This window comes from Chromobacterium vaccinii (genome assembly GCF_000971335.1).
Taxonomy (GTDB): domain Bacteria; phylum Pseudomonadota; class Gammaproteobacteria; order Burkholderiales; family Chromobacteriaceae; genus Chromobacterium; species Chromobacterium vaccinii.
Map to the genome: position 1 here is coordinate 41,112 of NZ_JZJL01000031.1, position 18,047 is coordinate 59,158.

Annotated in this window: 21 protein-coding genes; 1 reads left to right on the plus strand and 20 read right to left on the minus strand. The window is 63.0% G+C overall.

Translation table 11 applies throughout. The annotated features are described in order from the left end of the window. Positions 1-9 precede the first annotated feature (9 nt). The 20 genes from VL52_RS15215 to VL52_RS15310 form a co-directional block, all read right to left on the minus strand. Positions 10-1,305 (minus strand): aminopeptidase P N-terminal domain-containing protein, encoded by a 1,296-nt coding sequence (locus VL52_RS15215; RefSeq protein ID WP_046157817.1) that lies wholly within the window; start codon positions 1,303-1,305, stop codon positions 10-12. A gap of 133 nt (positions 1,306-1,438) precedes the next feature. After that, positions 1,439-2,164, minus strand: coding sequence for a YebC/PmpR family DNA-binding transcriptional regulator (locus tag VL52_RS15220; protein ID WP_021477496.1), 726 nt, complete (start codon positions 2,162-2,164; stop codon positions 1,439-1,441). Between the two features lie 103 nt (positions 2,165-2,267). Next, a complete protein-coding gene (gene fliR, locus VL52_RS15225; protein WP_046157818.1) occupies positions 2,268-3,044 on the minus strand; it encodes a flagellar biosynthetic protein FliR in 777 nt (258 codons plus the stop codon). Then, positions 3,044-3,313: a flagellar biosynthesis protein FliQ gene (gene fliQ, locus VL52_RS15230; RefSeq protein WP_046157819.1), complete on the minus strand. Its 270-nt coding sequence runs from the start codon at positions 3,311-3,313 to the stop codon at positions 3,044-3,046. Before fliQ ends, fliR begins: the two co-directional genes overlap by 1 nt. Next, entirely contained in the window at positions 3,310-3,804 is a 495-nt protein-coding gene (locus VL52_RS15235) for a GNAT family N-acetyltransferase (RefSeq protein WP_052729330.1), read from the minus strand. The genes fliQ and VL52_RS15235 overlap by 4 nt, the downstream gene beginning before the upstream one ends. Before the next feature lie 5 nt (positions 3,805-3,809). After that, positions 3,810-4,562 carry a flagellar type III secretion system pore protein FliP gene (fliP, locus tag VL52_RS15240; protein WP_046157839.1) on the minus strand — a complete coding sequence of 251 codons (753 nt, stop codon included), beginning with the start codon at positions 4,560-4,562 and terminating at the stop codon, positions 3,810-3,812. Continuing rightward, positions 4,562-5,029, minus strand: a complete 468-nt coding sequence (fliO, locus tag VL52_RS15245) for a flagellar biosynthetic protein FliO (protein WP_144410286.1) — start codon at positions 5,027-5,029, stop codon at positions 4,562-4,564. The genes fliP and fliO overlap by 1 nt, the downstream gene beginning before the upstream one ends. Positions 5,030-5,034: 5 nt before the next feature. Further along, on the minus strand, positions 5,035-5,478 hold the full coding sequence (gene fliN, locus VL52_RS15250) for a flagellar motor switch protein FliN (protein ID WP_046157821.1): 444 nt from the start codon (positions 5,476-5,478) through the stop codon (positions 5,035-5,037). Further along, complete coding sequence (gene fliM, locus VL52_RS15255) at positions 5,475-6,479, minus strand: flagellar motor switch protein FliM (RefSeq protein ID WP_021477489.1); 1,005 nt, start codon at positions 6,477-6,479, stop codon at positions 5,475-5,477. The genes fliN and fliM overlap by 4 nt, the downstream gene beginning before the upstream one ends. A gap of 7 nt (positions 6,480-6,486) precedes the next feature. Next, the gene (locus VL52_RS15260) at positions 6,487-7,005 is read right to left on the minus strand and encodes a flagellar basal body-associated FliL family protein (RefSeq protein WP_046157822.1); all 519 of its coding nucleotides are present in this window, start codon (positions 7,003-7,005) and stop codon (positions 6,487-6,489) included. Between the two features lie 107 nt (positions 7,006-7,112). Further along, a complete protein-coding gene (locus VL52_RS15265; RefSeq protein WP_052729328.1) occupies positions 7,113-8,075 on the minus strand; it encodes a flagellar hook-length control protein FliK in 963 nt (320 codons plus the stop codon). A 54-nt stretch (positions 8,076-8,129) separates the two neighbouring features. Continuing rightward, positions 8,130-8,582, minus strand: coding sequence for a flagellar export protein FliJ (fliJ, locus tag VL52_RS15270; RefSeq protein ID WP_046157824.1), 453 nt, complete (start codon positions 8,580-8,582; stop codon positions 8,130-8,132). A gap of 9 nt (positions 8,583-8,591) precedes the next feature. Then, on the minus strand, positions 8,592-9,989 hold the full coding sequence (fliI, locus tag VL52_RS15275; RefSeq protein ID WP_046157825.1) for a flagellar protein export ATPase FliI: 1,398 nt from the start codon (positions 9,987-9,989) through the stop codon (positions 8,592-8,594). Then, entirely contained in the window at positions 9,970-10,800 is an 831-nt protein-coding gene (locus VL52_RS15280) for a FliH/SctL family protein (protein ID WP_052729329.1), read from the minus strand. Before VL52_RS15280 ends, fliI begins: the two co-directional genes overlap by 20 nt. Before the next feature lie 25 nt (positions 10,801-10,825). Next, the gene (gene fliG / locus VL52_RS15285; protein WP_046157827.1) at positions 10,826-11,824 is read right to left on the minus strand and encodes a flagellar motor switch protein FliG; all 999 of its coding nucleotides are present in this window, start codon (positions 11,822-11,824) and stop codon (positions 10,826-10,828) included. After that, positions 11,817-13,559 (minus strand): flagellar basal-body MS-ring/collar protein FliF, encoded by a 1,743-nt coding sequence (gene fliF / locus VL52_RS15290; protein ID WP_046157828.1) that lies wholly within the window; start codon positions 13,557-13,559, stop codon positions 11,817-11,819. Before fliF ends, fliG begins: the two co-directional genes overlap by 8 nt. Before the next feature lie 51 nt (positions 13,560-13,610). After that, the gene (gene fliE / locus VL52_RS15295) at positions 13,611-13,934 is read right to left on the minus strand and encodes a flagellar hook-basal body complex protein FliE (RefSeq protein ID WP_046157829.1); all 324 of its coding nucleotides are present in this window, start codon (positions 13,932-13,934) and stop codon (positions 13,611-13,613) included. Between the two features lie 2 nt (positions 13,935-13,936). Then, positions 13,937-15,313: a sigma-54-dependent transcriptional regulator gene (locus VL52_RS15300; protein ID WP_046157830.1), complete on the minus strand. Its 1,377-nt coding sequence runs from the start codon at positions 15,311-15,313 to the stop codon at positions 13,937-13,939. A gap of 24 nt (positions 15,314-15,337) precedes the next feature. Continuing rightward, a complete protein-coding gene (locus VL52_RS15305) occupies positions 15,338-16,033 on the minus strand; it encodes a chemotaxis protein CheB (RefSeq protein ID WP_046157831.1) in 696 nt (231 codons plus the stop codon). A gap of 111 nt (positions 16,034-16,144) precedes the next feature. Continuing rightward, a complete protein-coding gene (locus VL52_RS15310; protein WP_326980825.1) occupies positions 16,145-16,627 on the minus strand; it encodes a low molecular weight protein-tyrosine-phosphatase in 483 nt (160 codons plus the stop codon). An 899-nt stretch (positions 16,628-17,526) separates the two neighbouring features. On the opposite strand from VL52_RS15310, the gene VL52_RS15315 reads away from it, so the two are divergent. Beyond that, positions 17,527-18,047 (plus strand): hypothetical protein (locus VL52_RS15315; RefSeq protein WP_046157833.1); only part of this gene is annotated, 521 nt, incomplete at its 3' end.

Genomic DNA, 18,047 nt, shown 5'->3' on the forward strand with positions numbered 1-18,047 from the left:
CCATCGATCTCACTCCCCGCGCATCAGCGCCTCGATCTCCGCCACCGTCTTGGGCGCCGCCGCGGTGTATACCTCGTTGCCGTCCGCCGTCACCAGCACATTGTCCTCGATGCGCACGCCTACGCCATGGAACGCCTCCGGCACGCCAGGCGCCGGCCGGATGTACAGGCCCGGCTCTATCGTCGTGCACATGCCCGGCTGATAGCCGCGCCATTGCCCGTCCTGCTTGCGCTGGCCAACGTCGTGCACGTCCAGGCCGATCAGGTGGCCGATGCCGTGCATGTAGAACTGGCGGTAGGCGCCGGACTCGATCACGCTGTCCGCGGTGCCGGCCAGCAAGCCCAGATCCACCATCCCCTGCGCCAGGACCGCCAGCGCGGCGTCCGACGGCGCGTGCCACACCGCGCCCGGCTTCACCGCGGCGATGCCTGCCAGCTGCGCCGCCAGCACGATCTCGTAGACGTCGCGCTGCGGGCCGCTGAAGCGGCCGTTGGCCGGAAAGGTGCGGGTGATGTCGCCGGCGTAGCCGCGGTATTCGCAGCCGGCGTCGATCAGCAGCAGCTCGCCGTCGCTTATCCGCGTGTTGTTGGCCACGTAGTGCAGCGTGCAGGCGTTGATCCCGGCGGCGACGATGCTTTCGTACGCTGTCTGGCGGGCGCCGTGGCCGACGAAAACGTGCAGCAGCTCCGCCTCCAACTGGTATTCATGCATGCCGGGACGCGCGGCGCGCATCGCCCGCACGTGGCCGGCGGCGGAAATTTCGCCGGCGCGGCGCAACAGCGCGATCTCAGCCTCGTCCTTGACCATGCGCATCTCGTCCAGCAGCGCGCGCAGGTCGCCGTAATGCGCGGGCGGACGGGCGCCGGCGCGCGCGCGGCCGCGCACCGCGTCCAGCCATAGGTTGACGCGGCGGTCGAAAGCCTCGTCGTGGCCCAGCGGCCACCACAGCTGGCCGCAGTCCGCCAGCAGATCGGGAATCCGCTCGGCCATTTCGGCCAGCGGATAGGCTTCGTCGAAGCCGAAGACTTCCCTCGCGCCGTCGGGGCCATGGCGGAAGCCGTCCCAGATTTCCATTTCCGGATTGCGGTCGCGACAGAACAGCACCGACTTGCCGCTGCGGCCATCCAGCAGCAACACGGCTTCCGGCTCTTCGAAACCGGTCAGGTGCAGAAAATAGCTGTCGGCGCGGTAGGGATAGTGGTTGTCGGCATTGCGCACCGCTATCGTCGCGGTGGGCAACAAGGCGACGCCGTCGCCTATCTGGGCCAACAAGCGCTTGCGGCGCTCGGCGTGCGGCTGGTGCATGGGCAATGAAATCCTTGCGGAAACGGGACCTGCGGAACAAGCCGCCAGTTTACACCGCCCGCGCCCGCGGCCCAAGCCGCGCGGACATGAAAAAACCCGGCCGGGCCGGGTTTTCGCTGCGGACGGGAACGGCTTATTCGCCGATCACCACCGAGGTATATACATCTTGCACGTCGTCCAGATCTTCCAGCGCGTCCAGCAGCTTCTGCATGCGGGCGGCTTCGTCGCCGGTCAGCTCGGTTTCGTTCTCGGCGCGCATGGTCACTTCGCCCATCTCGGACTTGAAGCCCTTGGCTTCCAGCGCGTCCTTGACGTCGGAGAATTCGTACGGGCCGGTGATGACTTCGATCGAGCCATCGTCATTGCTGACCACGTCCTCGGCGCCGGCTTCCAGCGCCGCCTCCATCAAGGCGTCCTCATCCACGCCCGGCGCGAACACCAGGTAGCCGCAATGCTTGAACTGGAAGGACACGCAGCCGTCGGTGCCCATATTGCCGCCGTACTTGGAGAAGGCGTGGCGCACATCGGCCACGGTGCGGGTCTTGTTGTCGGTCAGACAGTCCACCATCACCGCCGCGCCGCCGATGCCGTAGCCTTCGTAGCGGCACTCGACATAATCGACGCCGTCCAGCTGGCCGGTGCCGCGCTTGATCGCGTTCTCGATATTGTCCTTGGGCATGGACTCGGCCTTGGCCTTGTCCACCGCCAGGCGCAGACGCGGGTTCATGTTGACATCGCCTCCGCCCATCTTGGCCGCGACGGTGATTTCCTTGATCAGGCGGGTGAAGATCTTGCCACGTTTGGCATCCTGGCGACCCTTGCGGTGCTGGATGTTAGCCCATTTGCTGTGACCTGCCATATTTGCCTCTGTGCGTTGTCTGGCCCCGGCGGCGCGCCGGAGCGTCAATCAAAATTGGCGGTATTCTAGCAGAAAGCCGTCCGGCTTTACGAGACGCGCCCGGCTACTTGGCCTGCAGCATCCGCAACATCATGTCAAAGCCGATCTGGTACATGCGCTCTATCACCGGGATCATCATCGGCAGCGTCATGTACAGCGTGCAGAAGCCTATCATGATGGTCAGCGGAAAGCCGAAAGAGAAGATGTTGAACTGCGGCGCCGCCCGCGTCATCACGCCGATGGCCAGGTTGGTGATCAGCAGCGCGCCGATGATGGGCATCGCCAGCCACACCCCCCACTCGACCAGATGCCCCCCCCACAAGACCAGCGCCTTGATGCCCTGCGCCGGCATGGCCATGCCAATCGGCAGCACCTGGAAACTGTGCACCAGCGCGCTCAGCACCACGTGGTGACCGTCGAAGGCGAGGAAAAGGAAAAAGGTGAGCAAGGATAGCATCTGCGACAGCACCGGCACCTGGGCGGCATGGACCGGGTCATAGAACATCGCGAAGCCCAGGCCGGTCTGCGCGCCGATGATGAAGCCGGTCAGCTCCACCGCGCTGATCACGATGCGCATCACGAAGCCCATGGACAGGCCGATCAGCAGTTGTTGCACCAGGATGGCGATGCCTTCGGCCGATACCAGCGGCACAGCGGGCAGCGGCGGCAACAGCGGCGACAGGATCACGGTCAGGATCAGCGCGAACCCGACCTTGAAGCTGCGCGGCACGCCGCGGTAGGCGAAGATGGGTTCCGTCAGGAACAAGCCGACGATGCGCGCGAACGGCCAGGCGAAGACGCCGACCCAGGCATTGATCTGGATATCGCTGATCGCCAGCATCAGCCGATCACGCCAGGTATGCTCTGGAACAACCTGGTTGTGTATTCAATCAGGGTGTTCAGCATCCACGGACCGGCCAGCACCAGCACCAGGAACATCGCCAGCAGCTTGGGGATGAAGGTCAGCGTCATTTCATTGATCTGCGTGGCGGCCTGCAGGATGCTGATCAGCAGGCCCACCAGCAGCGATGTCAGCAGCACCGGCGCCGACACGATGATCAGGATGTACAGCGCGTTCTGCACGATGCTGATGATCAGTTCCGGACTCATGCCCCCTCCTCCCGCCAGCCGCCCTTGGCCAGCAGCCAGTTATCGATTTCCACGCCATCGCGGACGACGCGGCTGGCGCGCGCCAGCCGGTAGCCGGCACGCTCGAACACCGGGCGCGACGCGTGGCTGGCCCAGGCATGGAGGGCCGTCACGCCGGCCTCTGCGGCGCGGCGTTCAAGCTCGGCGGCCATTCTCCCGCCCAAACCCTGCCTGCCGGCCCAAGGCGCGACATACAGCATGTCGAATTCGCCGTCGCGCTTCAACCAGGCGAAGCCGGCCAGCCGGCCGTCATCGGCCACCGCCTTGCAAGACCAGGCGCCTTCCAGCCTGGCGCGCCAAACCGCCTCGATCTCATCGTCCCGCATCCGCTCCGGCGCCCACGCCAGGCATTGTTCGCCGGTATAAACGCCGGCGGCCAGCGCATGCACGCTGGCCCGGAACAGGGCATGACAAGCAGGCAAATCCGCCGGCGACAAACACTCCAGCCGCATCGCCGTCATCCCGTGTAGAAACTCTGCACCAACGAGCCCATCAGCAGCGTCCAGCCGTCCACCAGCACGAACAGCATCATCTTGAACGGCAAGGAGATGGTGACCGGCGACACCATCATCATGCCCATCGCCATCAGGATGCTGGCGACGACGAGGTCGATGATCATGAAGGGAATGAAGATCATGAAGCCGATCTGGAACGCGGTTTTCAGTTCGCTGATGGCAAAGGCCGGAATCAGCGTCTTCATCGACACGTCTTCCTTGCTCTGCGGCTTGGGCGACTGGGAAATCTCGATGAAAAAAGCCAGATCCTTTTCTCGCGTCTGGCGCAGCATGAAGACCTTCATCGGCTTGCTCCCCTCGTCCAGCGCCTGGCTGAAGCTGATCTTGTCGTCGGAGAACGGCACCCAGGCCTTGGCGTAAACCTGGTCGAGGGTTGGCCCCATCACGAACAGCGTCAAAAACAGCGCCAGACCGACGATCACCTGGTTGGGCGGCGACTGGGTGGTGCCCAGCGCCTGCCTAAGCAGGGACAGCACGATCACGATGCGGGTGAAGGCCGTCATCATCAGCAGCATCGCCGGGATGAAGGTCAGCGCCGTCATGAACAGCAGCATCTGCAGGCTGAGCGAGTAGTTCTGCCCGCCGCCCGCCGCCGGCGTGCTGGTCATCAGCGGCAGCCCCGCCGCCGCGTCCGCCAGCAACGGCACCAGCAACGCTCCGCCGGACAGCAGAGCGATCACGATCTTTTTCTTCATCATTTGTCCTGCCGCCGCCGCTGCGCCTCGCGGCTCTTGTCCAAAGCGGCCTTCAGCCAGCGAGCGAACGGCTCGGCCGGCTCGTCCCGCTCCGGCTCCGCGCCCTCCGGCCGCGGCATCTTGTTGAGCAGATTGACCTGCTGCGGCGTCACGCCCAGCACCAGCCACTCGCCCTCCAGCTCGACGATCACCACCCGCTCCTTCTGACCGACCATGGCGCCGCCGACGACGCGGACGCGGCCCGCCCCGCCCAACGCGCCGCCTGACAAGCGCTTGAACAGCCAAGCCACGCCGATGATGGCGCCCAGCACCACCGCCAGACCCAGGATCACCTGCACCAGGCTGGCGAACGGCGACGGCGCGGCCACAGGCGCGGGAGCGGCGGCCGTCGCCGCCCACAGCGGCGAAGACGCCGCAAAGCAAAGTGCGCCTCGCAGCGCCAGGCGCACTTTCACGAGTTTGCCCATATCCATTATTTCTGCAGTCGCCGTATGCGTTCCGCCGGAGTGATGATGTCGGTCAGGCGGATGCCGAACTTGTCGTTGACCACCACCACTTCGCCCTGGGCGATCAGGCAGCCGTTGACCAGCACGTCCATCGGTTCGCCGGCCATGCCGTCCAGCTCCACCACCGAGCCCTGCGCCAGTTGCAGCAGGTTGCGGATCGCGATCTTGGTGCGCCCCAGCTCAACCGTCAACTGGACCGGGATGTCCAGAATCATGTCCAGATTGGGCGGACCGCCCGCCACCGCCCCGGCGCCGATCTCCTGGAACAGGCCCTGGGCAGGCACCGCCTCGGACTCCGCCGGCGGCGCGCTCTCGACGGTCTCCTGCTCCGCCATCGCGGCGGCCCAGTCGTCCATCGACACTTCCTCTTCGGCGCCGGCCGCGCCGCCCTGCAATTCTTCTTCGCTCATTGCTCATGCTCTCCGGGGGACTCCAGGAACTCGTTGGTCCCCGCCAGTATCTTTTCCACCTTCAGCGCGTATCGGCCCTGCACGGTGCCGTAGCTTGCCTCGAACACCGGGATGCCGGACACGTCGGCCTCCACCCGCTCCGGTATTTCTATCATCACCACATCGCCGTTCTTCAGATTCAGTATCTGCCCCAGCGTCACCTTGGCATGCGCCAGGCTGGCCACCAGCTCCACCTCGGCCGCCTGCACCTGGTGGGTCATCAGATTGACCCAGCGGTTGTCCACCTCGGTGCGGTCGGCCTGCATCGTGCTGGACAGCAAGTCGCGGATCGGCTCCACCATAGAGTACGGCAGGCAGATGTGGAAGTCGCCGCCGCCCGCGCCCAATTCGATATGGAATGTCATCGCCACCACCACTTCGGTGGGCGTGGCGATGTTGGCGAACTGGGTGTTCATTTCCGAGCGCAGGTAGACGAATTCGATCGGATAAACCGGCTCCCAGGCTTTCTGGCATTCGGCGAACACCACTTCCAGCAGGCGATGGATGATGCGCTGCTCGGTCGGGGTGAAATCCCGGCCCTCCACCCGCACGTGATAGCGGCCATCGCTGCCGAACAGATTGTCGACGATCAGGAACACCAGGTCGGGATCGAAGATCAGCAAGCCGGTTCCACGCATCGGTTTGACGTGGACGAGGTTCAGGTTCGTCGGCACCACCAGATTGCGGATGAATTCGCTGTACTTCTGCACCCGCACCGGACCCACCGAGATTTCCGCGTTGCGCCTCAGAAAGTTGAACAGGCCGATGCGCAAATTGCGCGCGAAGCGTTCATTGATGATTTCCAGCGTCGGCATCCGGCCGCGTACGATGCGCTCCTGCCGGCCGATGTCATAGCCTCGGACACCCTGGCCATCCTGCCCGCCTTCCTCGTCTTCGTCCTCGCCGGAGACGCCCCGCAGTAGGGCGTCTACCTCTTCCTGGGACAGAATATCGTCGCCCATGGCGCGCCTACTGCTTCTGGATGATGAAGGAAGTGAAGAGGACGCTGTCGACCACGGGCTCCTCGCCCGCGTCCATCGCCTCGTTGATGATCTGTTTGACCTGCGCCTTCAGCTTGACCTTGCCTTCGGCGGTGCTGACCTCGGCCGCGGTCTTGGACGACAGCAGCAGGATCACGGCGCTGCGGACCTTGGGCGCGTAATCGGTGAACTTCTTCTTGGCCTCCTCGTCGCCAAGCTCGGCCTGCATGTCGATCTGCAGCAAACTGCCGTCATTGCCGGCCAGGTTGACCACGAAGGTATCCATCTTTTCGAAGATCGGCGGCCCGTCGTGTTTTTTCTTCGGCTTTTCATGAACCTGCTCGGCCTGAGCCCCCGCCGGCTTGTTCATATTGGTGAACATATAGGCAGCCAAGGCCCCCACGGCGCCCAGCACCAGAATCAGCAGAATGATGACGATCAGCATCAGCTTGTTGCCGCCTCCTCCCGCCTTTTTTTCCGCCTTGTCCGCCTTTTTATCATCCGACATAAGTTATGACCTGTTCTTTATGGAGTTCCTAGTGAAATCTTAAACGATTTCCCGGCCATATTTTCCTGTTTTCTCGGCCTGCTGAACAGTGTCAATCTCAAATCGGGTCAAGCAAAGATGCTGAGTATGCCGCGCGCGGTCTTGATCACGCTCAACGCATCCACGCCTTCGGTCTCTCCGACGATGGGCTGGGAATGCCCTTTCTTCTGTTGGTAAGCTTGGTGCTGCTGGCCGGAATTGCCGCTGGAAACCTGGGAATCGGTCAGCTGGATGCCGTTGGAAGAGAGCATGGAGCTCAGGCGGTGCATATTGCTTTCCAGCGCTTCGCGGGTCGCCGGCACCGCCGCCGTGAACAATACCTGGGCCTGGTCGGTGCCATTCATCTTCAACGTCACCTCGATCGGCCCCAACTGCGGCGGATTCAGCTGGATCTGGGCCTTGTCCATTTTCAGACTGACCATGCTCATCACTTGCTCGCCCAGCGCCTTGCCCCAGTTCGGGTCGGTCAGCGTTTGCGGCAAGGTCAGCTGCGGCATGTTGGCGTTGGCCGCTTGGACATGGGTGGATTGCTGAGGCTGCGCTTGCTGCTGCAATTGCTGCAGCGGCAAGAATTGCGCGGCCGAGGCATCCGGGTCCGGCAATTTTTGCTGACCCTCTTTCCAGTTGAAGTCTTGCTTGGCCGTCGACAACAACAGCGCTGGATCGAGCTTGGCCGTCGCTTGCTGGGCAAGCAGGTCCTGGGGCGGAGCCTTGACTTCGGCCTGCTGCGGCTGAACCTGCAGCGCCGTCAGCATCGGCATCGCCAATGCGGCCTGCAGGCTGGCGTCGCCATCATCGCTCTTGGCCGCGGACTTGTCGTCGGCAGGCTTATCCTCGTGGGAAACGCTGCCATCCGTGGATCCCGGCAGCGTCGCGCCGATCATGCCCATCTGGATGCCCAGCAAACTGGCGAACAAATCCCCTGCCGCGCCGCCGCCCGCGGCATTGGCAGCCGAGCCCGCCGCGCCCGCGGCGCCGGTGGCGGCAGCCGGGCCGGCCTTGGTCGCCGGTGTATTCACAATGATGGTCATGACGATGTCTCGACTGAGTAGAACGAGACAAATTAAAGCAAGGAGCGTGCCAAGTCAGGAGTCGTGGCCGCGGGAGCGATCCCAGAATTGGCGGGTGGCGAATTCATCCGTCTGCTTTTGCTGAAGCCTGGCCTCTTTCTGCGCCTCCCGCTCCCGCTCCCGCTGCAACAGCTTCTCGTAGGCCTTGAACTTCTTGTATTCCATCTGCCAGGCCTGGCGCTCCATCACGAAGCGCTGCGCGCAGCGGTCGACATCCTGCTGCTGCTGGACCATCGCATCGTCCAGCCGGGACAGAAAGCGGCGGAAGTCCTGGTACTGGATGATGGAGATGCCCTGCCCGCCGCCGCTCACCAGCCGCTGCCTGTACTCCTCGCGAAAAGCGTGCAGTTGATCCAGACGCGAGCGGGATTCCGCCAAGCGGTTCTGCGCCATGCCCATCCTCTCCGCCGCCGCCTGCTGGCGCTCGTCGGCGAGATGAATCAGCAGCTCGTACTTGCTGGTCGCCATGAGTCAGGCTCAGGCCATCACGCCGGCCAGCTGCTGGCAGCAGGAGGCGTAATCGTGCGACTCGTGCATAGGCTGCATCAGGAAGCTGACCATGGGTAGCTGGCGGCGCATGGCGTCATCCAGCACCGGATCGGAGCCTGAGACGTAGGCGCCGACGCTGATCAGGTCGCGATTGCGCTGATAACGGGAATACAGCTGCTTGAAATGGCGGGCCAGCTCCATCTGCTGCTGCGGCACCACGTCCACCATCACCCGACTGATCGACTGCTCGATGTCTATCGCCGGATAGTGACCTGCCTCGGCCAGATCGCGGGACAACACGAAGTGGCCGTCCAGAATGGCGCGAGCCGAGTCGGCGATCGGATCCTGCTGATCGTCGCCTTCGGACAAAACGGTGTAAAAGCCGGTGATGGAGCCGCCCCCCTCCTCGCCGTTGCCGGCGCGCTCGATCAGCTGCGGCAGCCGCGCGAACACCGACGGCGGGTAGCCCTTGGTCACCGGCGGCTCGCCGATGGCCAGCGCGATCTCGCGCTGCGCCATCGCGTAACGCGTGACCGAGTCCATCAGCAGCAGCACATCCAGCCCCTGGGCGCGAAAATACTCGGCCAGCGCGGTGGCGTAAGCGGCGCCGTGCAGCCGCATCAGCGGCGGCATGTCGGCGGGCGCGGCCACCACCACGGAACGGGCGCGCCCCTCCTCGCCCAGAATGTTCTCGATGAAGTCCTTCACTTCCCGGCCCCGTTCGCCGATCAGCCCCACCACCACCACGTCGGCCTTGGTGAAGCGCGCCATCATGCCCAGCAGCACCGACTTGCCGACGCCGGAACCGGCGAACAGGCCCAGGCGCTGGCCGCGCCCAACCGTCAGCAAGCCATTGATCGCGCGCACGCCCACATCCAGCACATCGTGCACCGGCGTGCGGTGCAAGGGGTTCATCGGCTGGCTGTACAAGGGAAACCAGGCCTCGGGATGGATGGGACCCAGGCCGTCCAGCGGCCGCCCCAACGAATCCAGCACTCTGCCGAGCAGGCTGGCGCCCACCGGCACCTGGCGGCCCACCGCGCCATTGGCGGCCGGCGCCGCGCCGCCATCATGGCCATAGCGCGGAGGATTGAAAGACGGCAAGGGAAATACCGGCGTGCCGGGCAGCAAGCCATGAACATTGGAGAGCGGCATCAGGAACACTTTGTCGCCGGAGAAGCCCACCACCTCGGCTTCCACCGAATGGTCGTCCGCCAATGCCACGCGGCAGGCGCCGCCTACCGGCAGCTTGATGCCCACCGCCTCCATCACCATCCCGGTGACGCGGACCAGCCGGCCGCAAGGCTGCCACAGCTTGGCTGTCTCAGCCGCCGCGCCGCAGGACGCCAGCCAGTCGCGCTGGCGTTCAATCAGGCTGTCGCTCATCTCCATCCTCCAGCCCCAGCGCCCGGCTCAGCGCCGCCAGCCTGGTCTCCAGCGCCATATCCAGCCGCACAGAACTGGCGTCGATCACGCAGCCCCCTCGACGCATCTGCGGATCCTCGACCCACTGCCACGCCGTCTCCGGTGTTTCCTGCCGCAGGAATTCGCGCGCGGCGGCCAAATCTGCCGGATTGACGCGCAAACGGGCGCTGGCCAGCGTGGACGGCAGCTCCGCCAGCGCCGCCTGCAACAGCGGCAGCAAAACCTGCTCGTCCTGATCTATCTTCTGCTGCACCAGCTTCTGGGCCAGCCCCCAGGCAAGACGCAGCACATCCTGGGAAAGCGCCTGCTCCATCTGAGCCAGCTCGCCGGAAAAGCTCGCGCCCATCTCGCTCAACGCCTGCCAAGCCTGCTCCAGCCTGGGCAAGTGCTCGGCGCGCGCATCCGCCTCACCCTGCTCCCGCCCAGCCTGCAAGCCCTGCTCGAACCCTTCCGTCCGCCCCGCCTCCAGGCCGGCGTCATGGCCCGTCTGCCAGGCTTCCTGATGGATGGCCTCCAGCTCGGCGGCGGTGGGGTAGCCCAATGCCGGCGCTTCCGGCTCGGCTTCCTCGGTTTCAGCCTCGGCCTGCTCGGCCAACGCTTCGGCTTCCGCCAGAGGAATCGGCGCAGATGGTTCGGATTCGGAGGCTGCGATGCGCTCGGCCAGGCTGGCGCCCGGGCGGCGCATCTGCGCCATCGCCACCAATTGGGCCGGGGACAGCGCCTGGGTGAAGCCATCCAGCGATGCCGGGCTCCAACTGCTCCAGCTCTCCAAGTCCTCGCCGGAAATGATGGGCCCGTTACTCGATGAGGCCTTCATCGCCGCCCTTGCTGCCTAGCACGATCTGCCCGTCGTCGGCGAGCTTGCGCACCACCTTGAGGATTTCCTTCTGCTCGGCCTCCACTTCGGACAGCTTGACCGGCCCCTTGGACTCCAGATCGTCGCGCAGCATTTCCGCCGCGCGCTGGGACATGTTGCGGAAGATCTTTTCCTTGAGATCGGTGCTGGTGCCTTTCAGCGCGATCACCAGAGAGTCGGACTGAACCTCGCGCAGAATCGTCTGGATCGAGCGGTCGTCGATGTCCAGCAGGTTCTCGAACACGAACATCTTGTCCTGGATGCGCTGGGCCAGCTCGGGATCGTACTCGCGGATGAAGCTGAGCGCCGACGCCTCGACGTTGCCGCCCATGAAGTTGAGGATTTCCGCGGTGAGGCTGACGCCGCCGGACGCGCTTTTCTTGATGCGGTCGGAACCCGACAGCAGTTGCGTCAGCACGTCGTTGAGTTCGCGCAGCGCCTGCGGCTGCACGCCTTCCAGCGTCGCAGTCCGGATCAGCACCTCGTTGCGCATCCGCTCCGGGAAGAAGGCCAGGATGGAGCTGGACAGATCCGGCTCCAGGTGCACCAGGATGGTGGCGATGATCTGCGGGTGCTCATGGCGGATCAGATCGGCGGCGGACGACGGGTCCATCCACTTCAGGCTCTCGATGCCGCTGTGATCGTTGCCCTGCATGATCTTGTCCAGCAGGTTGGCGGCCTTGTCCGGCCCCAGCGCCTCGATCAGCACGTTGCGCAGATATTCGTCGGACGCGCCGATGCTGGCGCGCGCGTCGCACTCCTTGCGGAATTCAGCCACCACCTCGTCGATCTGCTCGTAGCTGAGGTTGTTGATCGCCGCCATCGCCAGGGAAATCTTCTGCACTTCCTTGGGGCCGAGATACTTGAACACCTCGACCGCCTCGTTCTGGCCGAGACTGAACAGCAGCACGGCGCTTTTGCGTATTCCGTTATCACTCATCGGCGCTTATCCATTCCTTGATGACCTGGGCGGCCATGCGCGGATCAGACTTCACCAGCTCGCGCACGGCTTCCAGATTGCTGCTGTATTGGCGCTTCTGCGCTTCGCGCGGGTCTTCGCCGGCGCCGGCCATCGCGGCGCCCGCGACGCCGGGCTCGCCTTCTTCTCCGGCCACGCCCAGCAAACGTCCCCCGGCGCCCACAGCGCCGGCGGCGCCCGCCTCGCCCTCCGCGCCGCCCGCAGGCGCCGGCGGCCTGACCAGATCTCGCATGACGGGACGCACCACGCCGAACAGCAAGTACAGCACCGCGATCGCCAGCAGGCCGTACTTGATCAGGCTGGTGCCGTTGCCGCTGACGTAGTCGATCACCCGCTCCTGCATGGTGACGGGCTGGGCATTGTCAGCGAAGGCGGCGTTGACCACGTTCAGCGTGTCGCCGCGTCCGGTGTTGTAACCCATCGCCTCCTTCACCAGATTGTTGATCTGCTGCACTTCCTGCGGCGTCAGCGGCGTCGGCTTCATCTCGCCGCTCTTGTCCGGCATCCGGCGGTAATTGACCACCACGGCGGCCGACAGGCGCTTGACCACGCCGGTGGGCACCTTGGTGTGCTGTATGGTCTTGTCGACTTCGTAATTGGTGGTGATGTCGCGCTGCAGCGTGCCGCTGGCGCTGACGCCCAAGCCGGACAGATTGGCGGTTCCCGGCGCGGCTCCCGGCGGCAGCGTGATCGGCGCCGACGCCGCGGACGGCGGCTGGTTGGACAAGGCGCCCGGAACGCCGGTGGGGTTCGCCGAACCATTGACCAGTTTCTCGCTGATCTGCTGGCTGCGGGTGGCCGAAGGGTTGGGATTGGAGTTGGGCCGGTAGGTCTCCGAGGTCTGCTCGGTTTCGGAGAAGTCGACGTTGGCCGTCACCTGGGCGCGGGCGTTGCCGTGGCCGAAAATGGGCTCCAGGATGTCTTCGATCCGCTTGACGTAACCTTCCTCGATCTGGCGCACGAAACCCAGCTGGCGCTGATCCAGGCCCGAATTGTCGTCGGGCCCGGTTTGCTTGGACAGCAGATTGCCGTCCTGATCGACGATGGTGACGTTCTTCAGCGGCAGGTTCGGCACCGAACTGGACACCAGGTGCAGAATGCCCGCCACCTGGCCGCCGTCAAGCATCCGCCCCGGATACAGCTGCAGCATCACCGAGGCGGTGGGCGATTGCTGCTCGCGGACGAACACGCTCTGCTTGGGGGTGGCGATGTGGACGCGGGCGCTCTGCACCGAGGAAACGGCCTCGATGGTGCGGGCGAGCTCGCCCTCGATGGAACGCTGGTAATTGACCTGCTCGGCAAACTGGCTGATGCCGAACTTCTGATTGTCCATCAGCTCGAAGCCGACGCCGCTGGCCTTGGGCAAGCCCTGGGCCGCCAGCTTCAACCGGACATCGTAAACCTTGTCCGCCGGCACGGAAACCACGCCCCCCTCGCCCAGCTGATAGGGGATGTTCATCTGCTGCAGCGCGGCCGTGACCTGGCCGCCATCGCGATCGGCCAGATTGGAGAACAGTATCTTGTAGGAAGGCGTGCGGTTGAGGATCACCGCGCCGACGACGACGGCGAAAATCGCGGCCAGCGCCGTAAGAAACAGGATTTTTCGGTTATTCGGCAGCGCCTTGAAGCGATCACCCGCTTCGTTCAGTCGCGCGCGCCAAACTGGAGTAGCGTTTTCTTCTGCCAGATCAGCCATACGGTGGTTTATGGTTTAGGTCCACCGCCGCCAGGCCGTGGCAAGGCAGCGCTAGACTTGAGTATTCATGATTTCCTGATAGGCGCTGACCAGCTTGTTTCGCGCCTGAACCATCGTCTGGAACGACAGGCTGGCTTTCTGCAGCGACACCATCACGTCCTGCAGATTGACCTCCTTGTTGTCGCCCAGCTGAAACTGCTTTTGCATCTCCTCCGATGTCTGCTGCGCCGAATTGACCTGCTCTATCGTTGATTTGAGCACGTCGGAAAAGTCGACCTGCGCCGTCTGCTGAGTCGCCTGCGGCTGTTTGCCTGAAGCCAGCGCCGCCGCGCTTTTCAGCTCGCCCAGCAACTGGTCGATATTATTGACTGACATGGCTACTCCGTGCCATTTCCCTCCGGAACATCTCCACCGGCATCCTCAGCGTCTTCATCACGGTAACGCTGCAATTTATAGCGCAAAGTGCGCTCGCTGATGCCCAGTTTCTCCGCAGCCAGCTTCTTCACGCCGCCGACCGCCGCCAATGTTTCCAGAATATGGCGTTTTTCAAGGGTTTTCATGTCGGTTTCACCCGACACCGAACTGTCCGATTCGGACTCCGCTCGGGTAAACTGCCCCACGCCTGCAATATCGCCCAGCATCAGGTCGGCGGCAAGAATTTCCGCCCCGGCGGCAAGAATGACCGCCCGCTGCACGACATTATCCAGTTCGCGGATGTTACCCTCCCAACTATAGGCCGTCAAATGACGTTCCGCATCCCTGGAAAATACCAAAGACGCCCGCCCGGCGGCCTCCGCATGTTTTTTAAGCAGGAATCGTGCCAATGGCAGGATATCATCCTGTCGCTCGGCCAGCGCGGGTATCCGCAAAGGAAAAACATTCAGACGGAAATACAGGTCTTCCCTGAAATTTCCCGCCTCCACCGCCGCCTGCAAATCGCGGTTGGACGTGGCCAGCACGCGGATGTCCAGCTTGATGGCCCGGGTGCTGCCTATCCGCTCCACTTCGCGCTCTTGCAGCACCCGCAGCAGCTTGGCCTGAAGCGGCAGCGGCATCTCGGTGACTTCATCCAGCAGAATGGTGCCCGCCTGAGCCTGCTCGAACTTGCCGGGCAACGCCTGCGCCGCTCCGGTGAAGGCGCCGCGCTCATGGCCGAACAGCGTGGACTCCAGCAGATTGTCCGGGATCGCCGCGCAGTTGACGGCGACGAAAGGCCCCGCGCCGCGCCGGGAATGGCGATGGATGTAGCGCGCCAGCACTTCCTTGCCGCTGCCGCTGGGGCCTGAAATCATCACGCTGGCGTCGCTCTGCGCCACTCTGCCCGCCAGCGCGAACAACTGGCGCATCGCGGCGGACTCCGCCACCACTTCGCCGCCGTCGTCGCCCGGCATCGCCAGCAGATGCTTCGCCACCTCGGCGAGCAGGCTCTGCGGCTCGAAGGGCTTAAGCAGATAATGGGCGGCGCCGGCCCGCAACAGCTCGATCGCGCGCTCGATCACGCCATAAGCCGTCATCAGGATGAAAGGCACGCCGGGATAGCGCTTCTTCGCCTCCTCGAACAAATCGTAGCCGTCCATCGGCGCCATCTGCGCGTCGGAAATGATCAGCCCCACCGGCTCCTTGGCCAGTTTCTGCAGGGCGGAGCCGCCGTCGGCGGCCTCCAGCGTCGGATAACCGGCCAGCGACAGCGTATCGATGATGGCCTCGCGCAAATCCGCGTCGTCTTCGACCACCAGAATCGGAAGATACTTCATGGAATCCAATGCTTCTTATTATGGTTATACCGATGGCTGGCGCTGGTGAGCCAGCGTGACCAGCCGCTGGGCGATGCTGCCGAGCGCCAACACCTCGTGGGTGGCGCCGACGGCGATCGCCTCCTTGGGCATGCCGAACACCACGCAGCTCGCCTCGTCCTGAGCGATGTTCCAGGCACCGGCCTGCCGCATCTCCAGCATGCCGTTGGCGCCGTCACGCCCCATGCCGGTCAGGATGACGCCTATGCTGTTCTTACCGACCAGATTGGCGGCGGAGCGGAACAGCACATCCACCGACGGCCGATGGCGGTTCACCGCAGGGCCGTTGTTCAACGAGGTGCTGTAGCCTATCGTCGGCGCGCTCTTGATCAACAAATGCGAATGGCCGGGCGCGATGTAGACGGTGCCGGGCTGCAGCCTCTCATTGTCCTCCGCCTCCTTCACCCGCAAGCGGCACAGCGAGTCCAGCCGCTGCGCGAACGAATGGGTGAACATTTCCGGCATGTGCTGGGCGATCAGAATCGGCGGCATATTGGCGGGCAGCGTGGTCAGCAGTGCGCGCAATGCCTCGGTGCCGCCAGTGGAGGAGCCGATGACGATGACGGTCTGGCTGGCCAGCGGCGTCTTGGTCGGCTGGCGCGGCAGAATCACGTCCGCGCTGTGGCTGGGGACGATTTCCAAAGGAGTCTTGTTCGCTCGCTCTCGCGAAGTCAAGGCCATGTTTTTACCTTGCAGACAGAGTTCGCCCGCGCGGCCGTCGGCTTCGGCCCGCCCAAGCGTGACTGGGTTGTTTCAAATAGCTTAGCAGGAGCGCCGCCTCCGGTCAGGCGTTCAGCGCAATCCGGCTTCTATCCTGGCCAGCCAGGCGTCGCAGGCGGCCTCCAGCAGATCCAGCACCTGCTCGAAGCCCCGATCGCCGCCGTAATACGGATCCGGCACCTCCCGATCTTGCCCCAACGGCTCCAGCATCAGATGCAGGCGATCGCCCAACTCCGCCGGGCAGCGCCGGCGCAGATCGTCCAGGTTATGGCGATCCGCGGCCAGGATCAGATCGAAATCAGAGAAATCTTCATCAGCCACTTGGCGGGCCCGCTGCGCGGAAAGATCGTAGCCCCGCCTGGCGGCAGCGCGCATGCTGCGCGCGTCCGGCGCTTCCCCGATGTGATAACCATGGGTGCCGGCCGAGTCCAGCCGGACCCGGTCCGCCCACCCCATCCCGGCTAGCCGCTTCCGCATCACACCTTCAGCAGTTGGAGATCGACAGATATTGCCATGGCAGACAAATAGAATTGATGCTTTGCTCATAATAATCATATACCTACCGACAAAATCAGTCGAAAAATCCACCCCTAGCCAGACACATATCAGCACACTCCAGCACATACAAATCAATAACTTAGTAGCGAATGTTGACATGAAATTCGCTTTTAAACCACCCATTCTCACCGATATTAACCCCAGATTGATACTCGTCTGAATATCTATATAGATGTCACATGCATCTCATCGGCAAAAAATATCGGCACATCGCAATGATGCACCCATTTATTTCACGAAAACTCAATCAGTTAAAATTAAAATCACAACACAAAAATCTACGCCATTTTTGTGACTAGATCGGCTTTGTTGCACAAATCAGCACCTCTTCGTGTTTAGTAGAATGACGGCATGAGCAAGCCCCCATCCCAATTGCCAGACCACCAACTGGCAGTTCTACAATCAATTCCTCAAGCAGCGAGGGCAGCTACTCCACGGGCTAGACAAGGGGATGAACTGACTGACTCCAGCCACTGGCAAGCGGGGATGCCAGCCAACTTTCTCTGATGCCTCAATTCATTTCCATCTCACCATTAAGTGCTTCTTTGGTTTGCGGCTAAGCCATGTGACTTTGACCGGCAAGTGGCAGAGCTTAAAATCTATGCAGCGATTCTGAATCGCCTTACGGCTCCGGGTAGGCCGAAAACGGTACGCATGAAATATGTCCGTCCGTGCATTGCGGTAGTTCAGCCTTTAACTGGCTTGTGCAACAAAGCCAATCGGAATAAATAATTCATAGTTTGAGCCTTTTAATATGCTATTGTAATTTTACTCTTGCAGCGATGATAACCTAAACACATGCCAGCCTGGGTGAATCGAGTCAAAGCGGAAACGCGCAAGTGAACGGATGAACATTGATACTCATTGCATGGATGATTTTCTTAAGGAGATATTGAATGATTGCGAAATATGCTCGTTTTTTCCTGCTGTCCTTTGCGCTGCTTATCGCAGGAACCGCGGGGGCCGATACCAGCCGTGGGCTGCAGCGCCTAGATAGCTCCAGCATCCTGGCGTTTATCAAGACCGAGAATACGCCGAGCGCGCACGTTGAAGTTCATCTAGCCTCTGGCGCTTCCAATTACCAGACCCGCATTCTGGAAACCGCCACCACCTTCTACAACGAAATCGACGGCACGTGGCAGCTGCTGGCGAATGGCGATCTGGGCTTCATCAAGACCGCCAATACCCCGAGCGGCCGTGTGGAAGTGCACATCGCCTCGCTTGTCTCCGGCTACCAGACCCGCATTCTGGAAACCGCCACCACCTTCGGCAACGAAACCGATGGCACCTGGCAGCTGCTGGCGAATGGCGATCTGGGCTTCATCAAGACCGCCAACACCCCGAGCGGCCGCGTTGAAGTGCACATCGCCTCGCGCGCCTCCAACTATCAGACCCGCACGCTGGAAACCGCCACCAC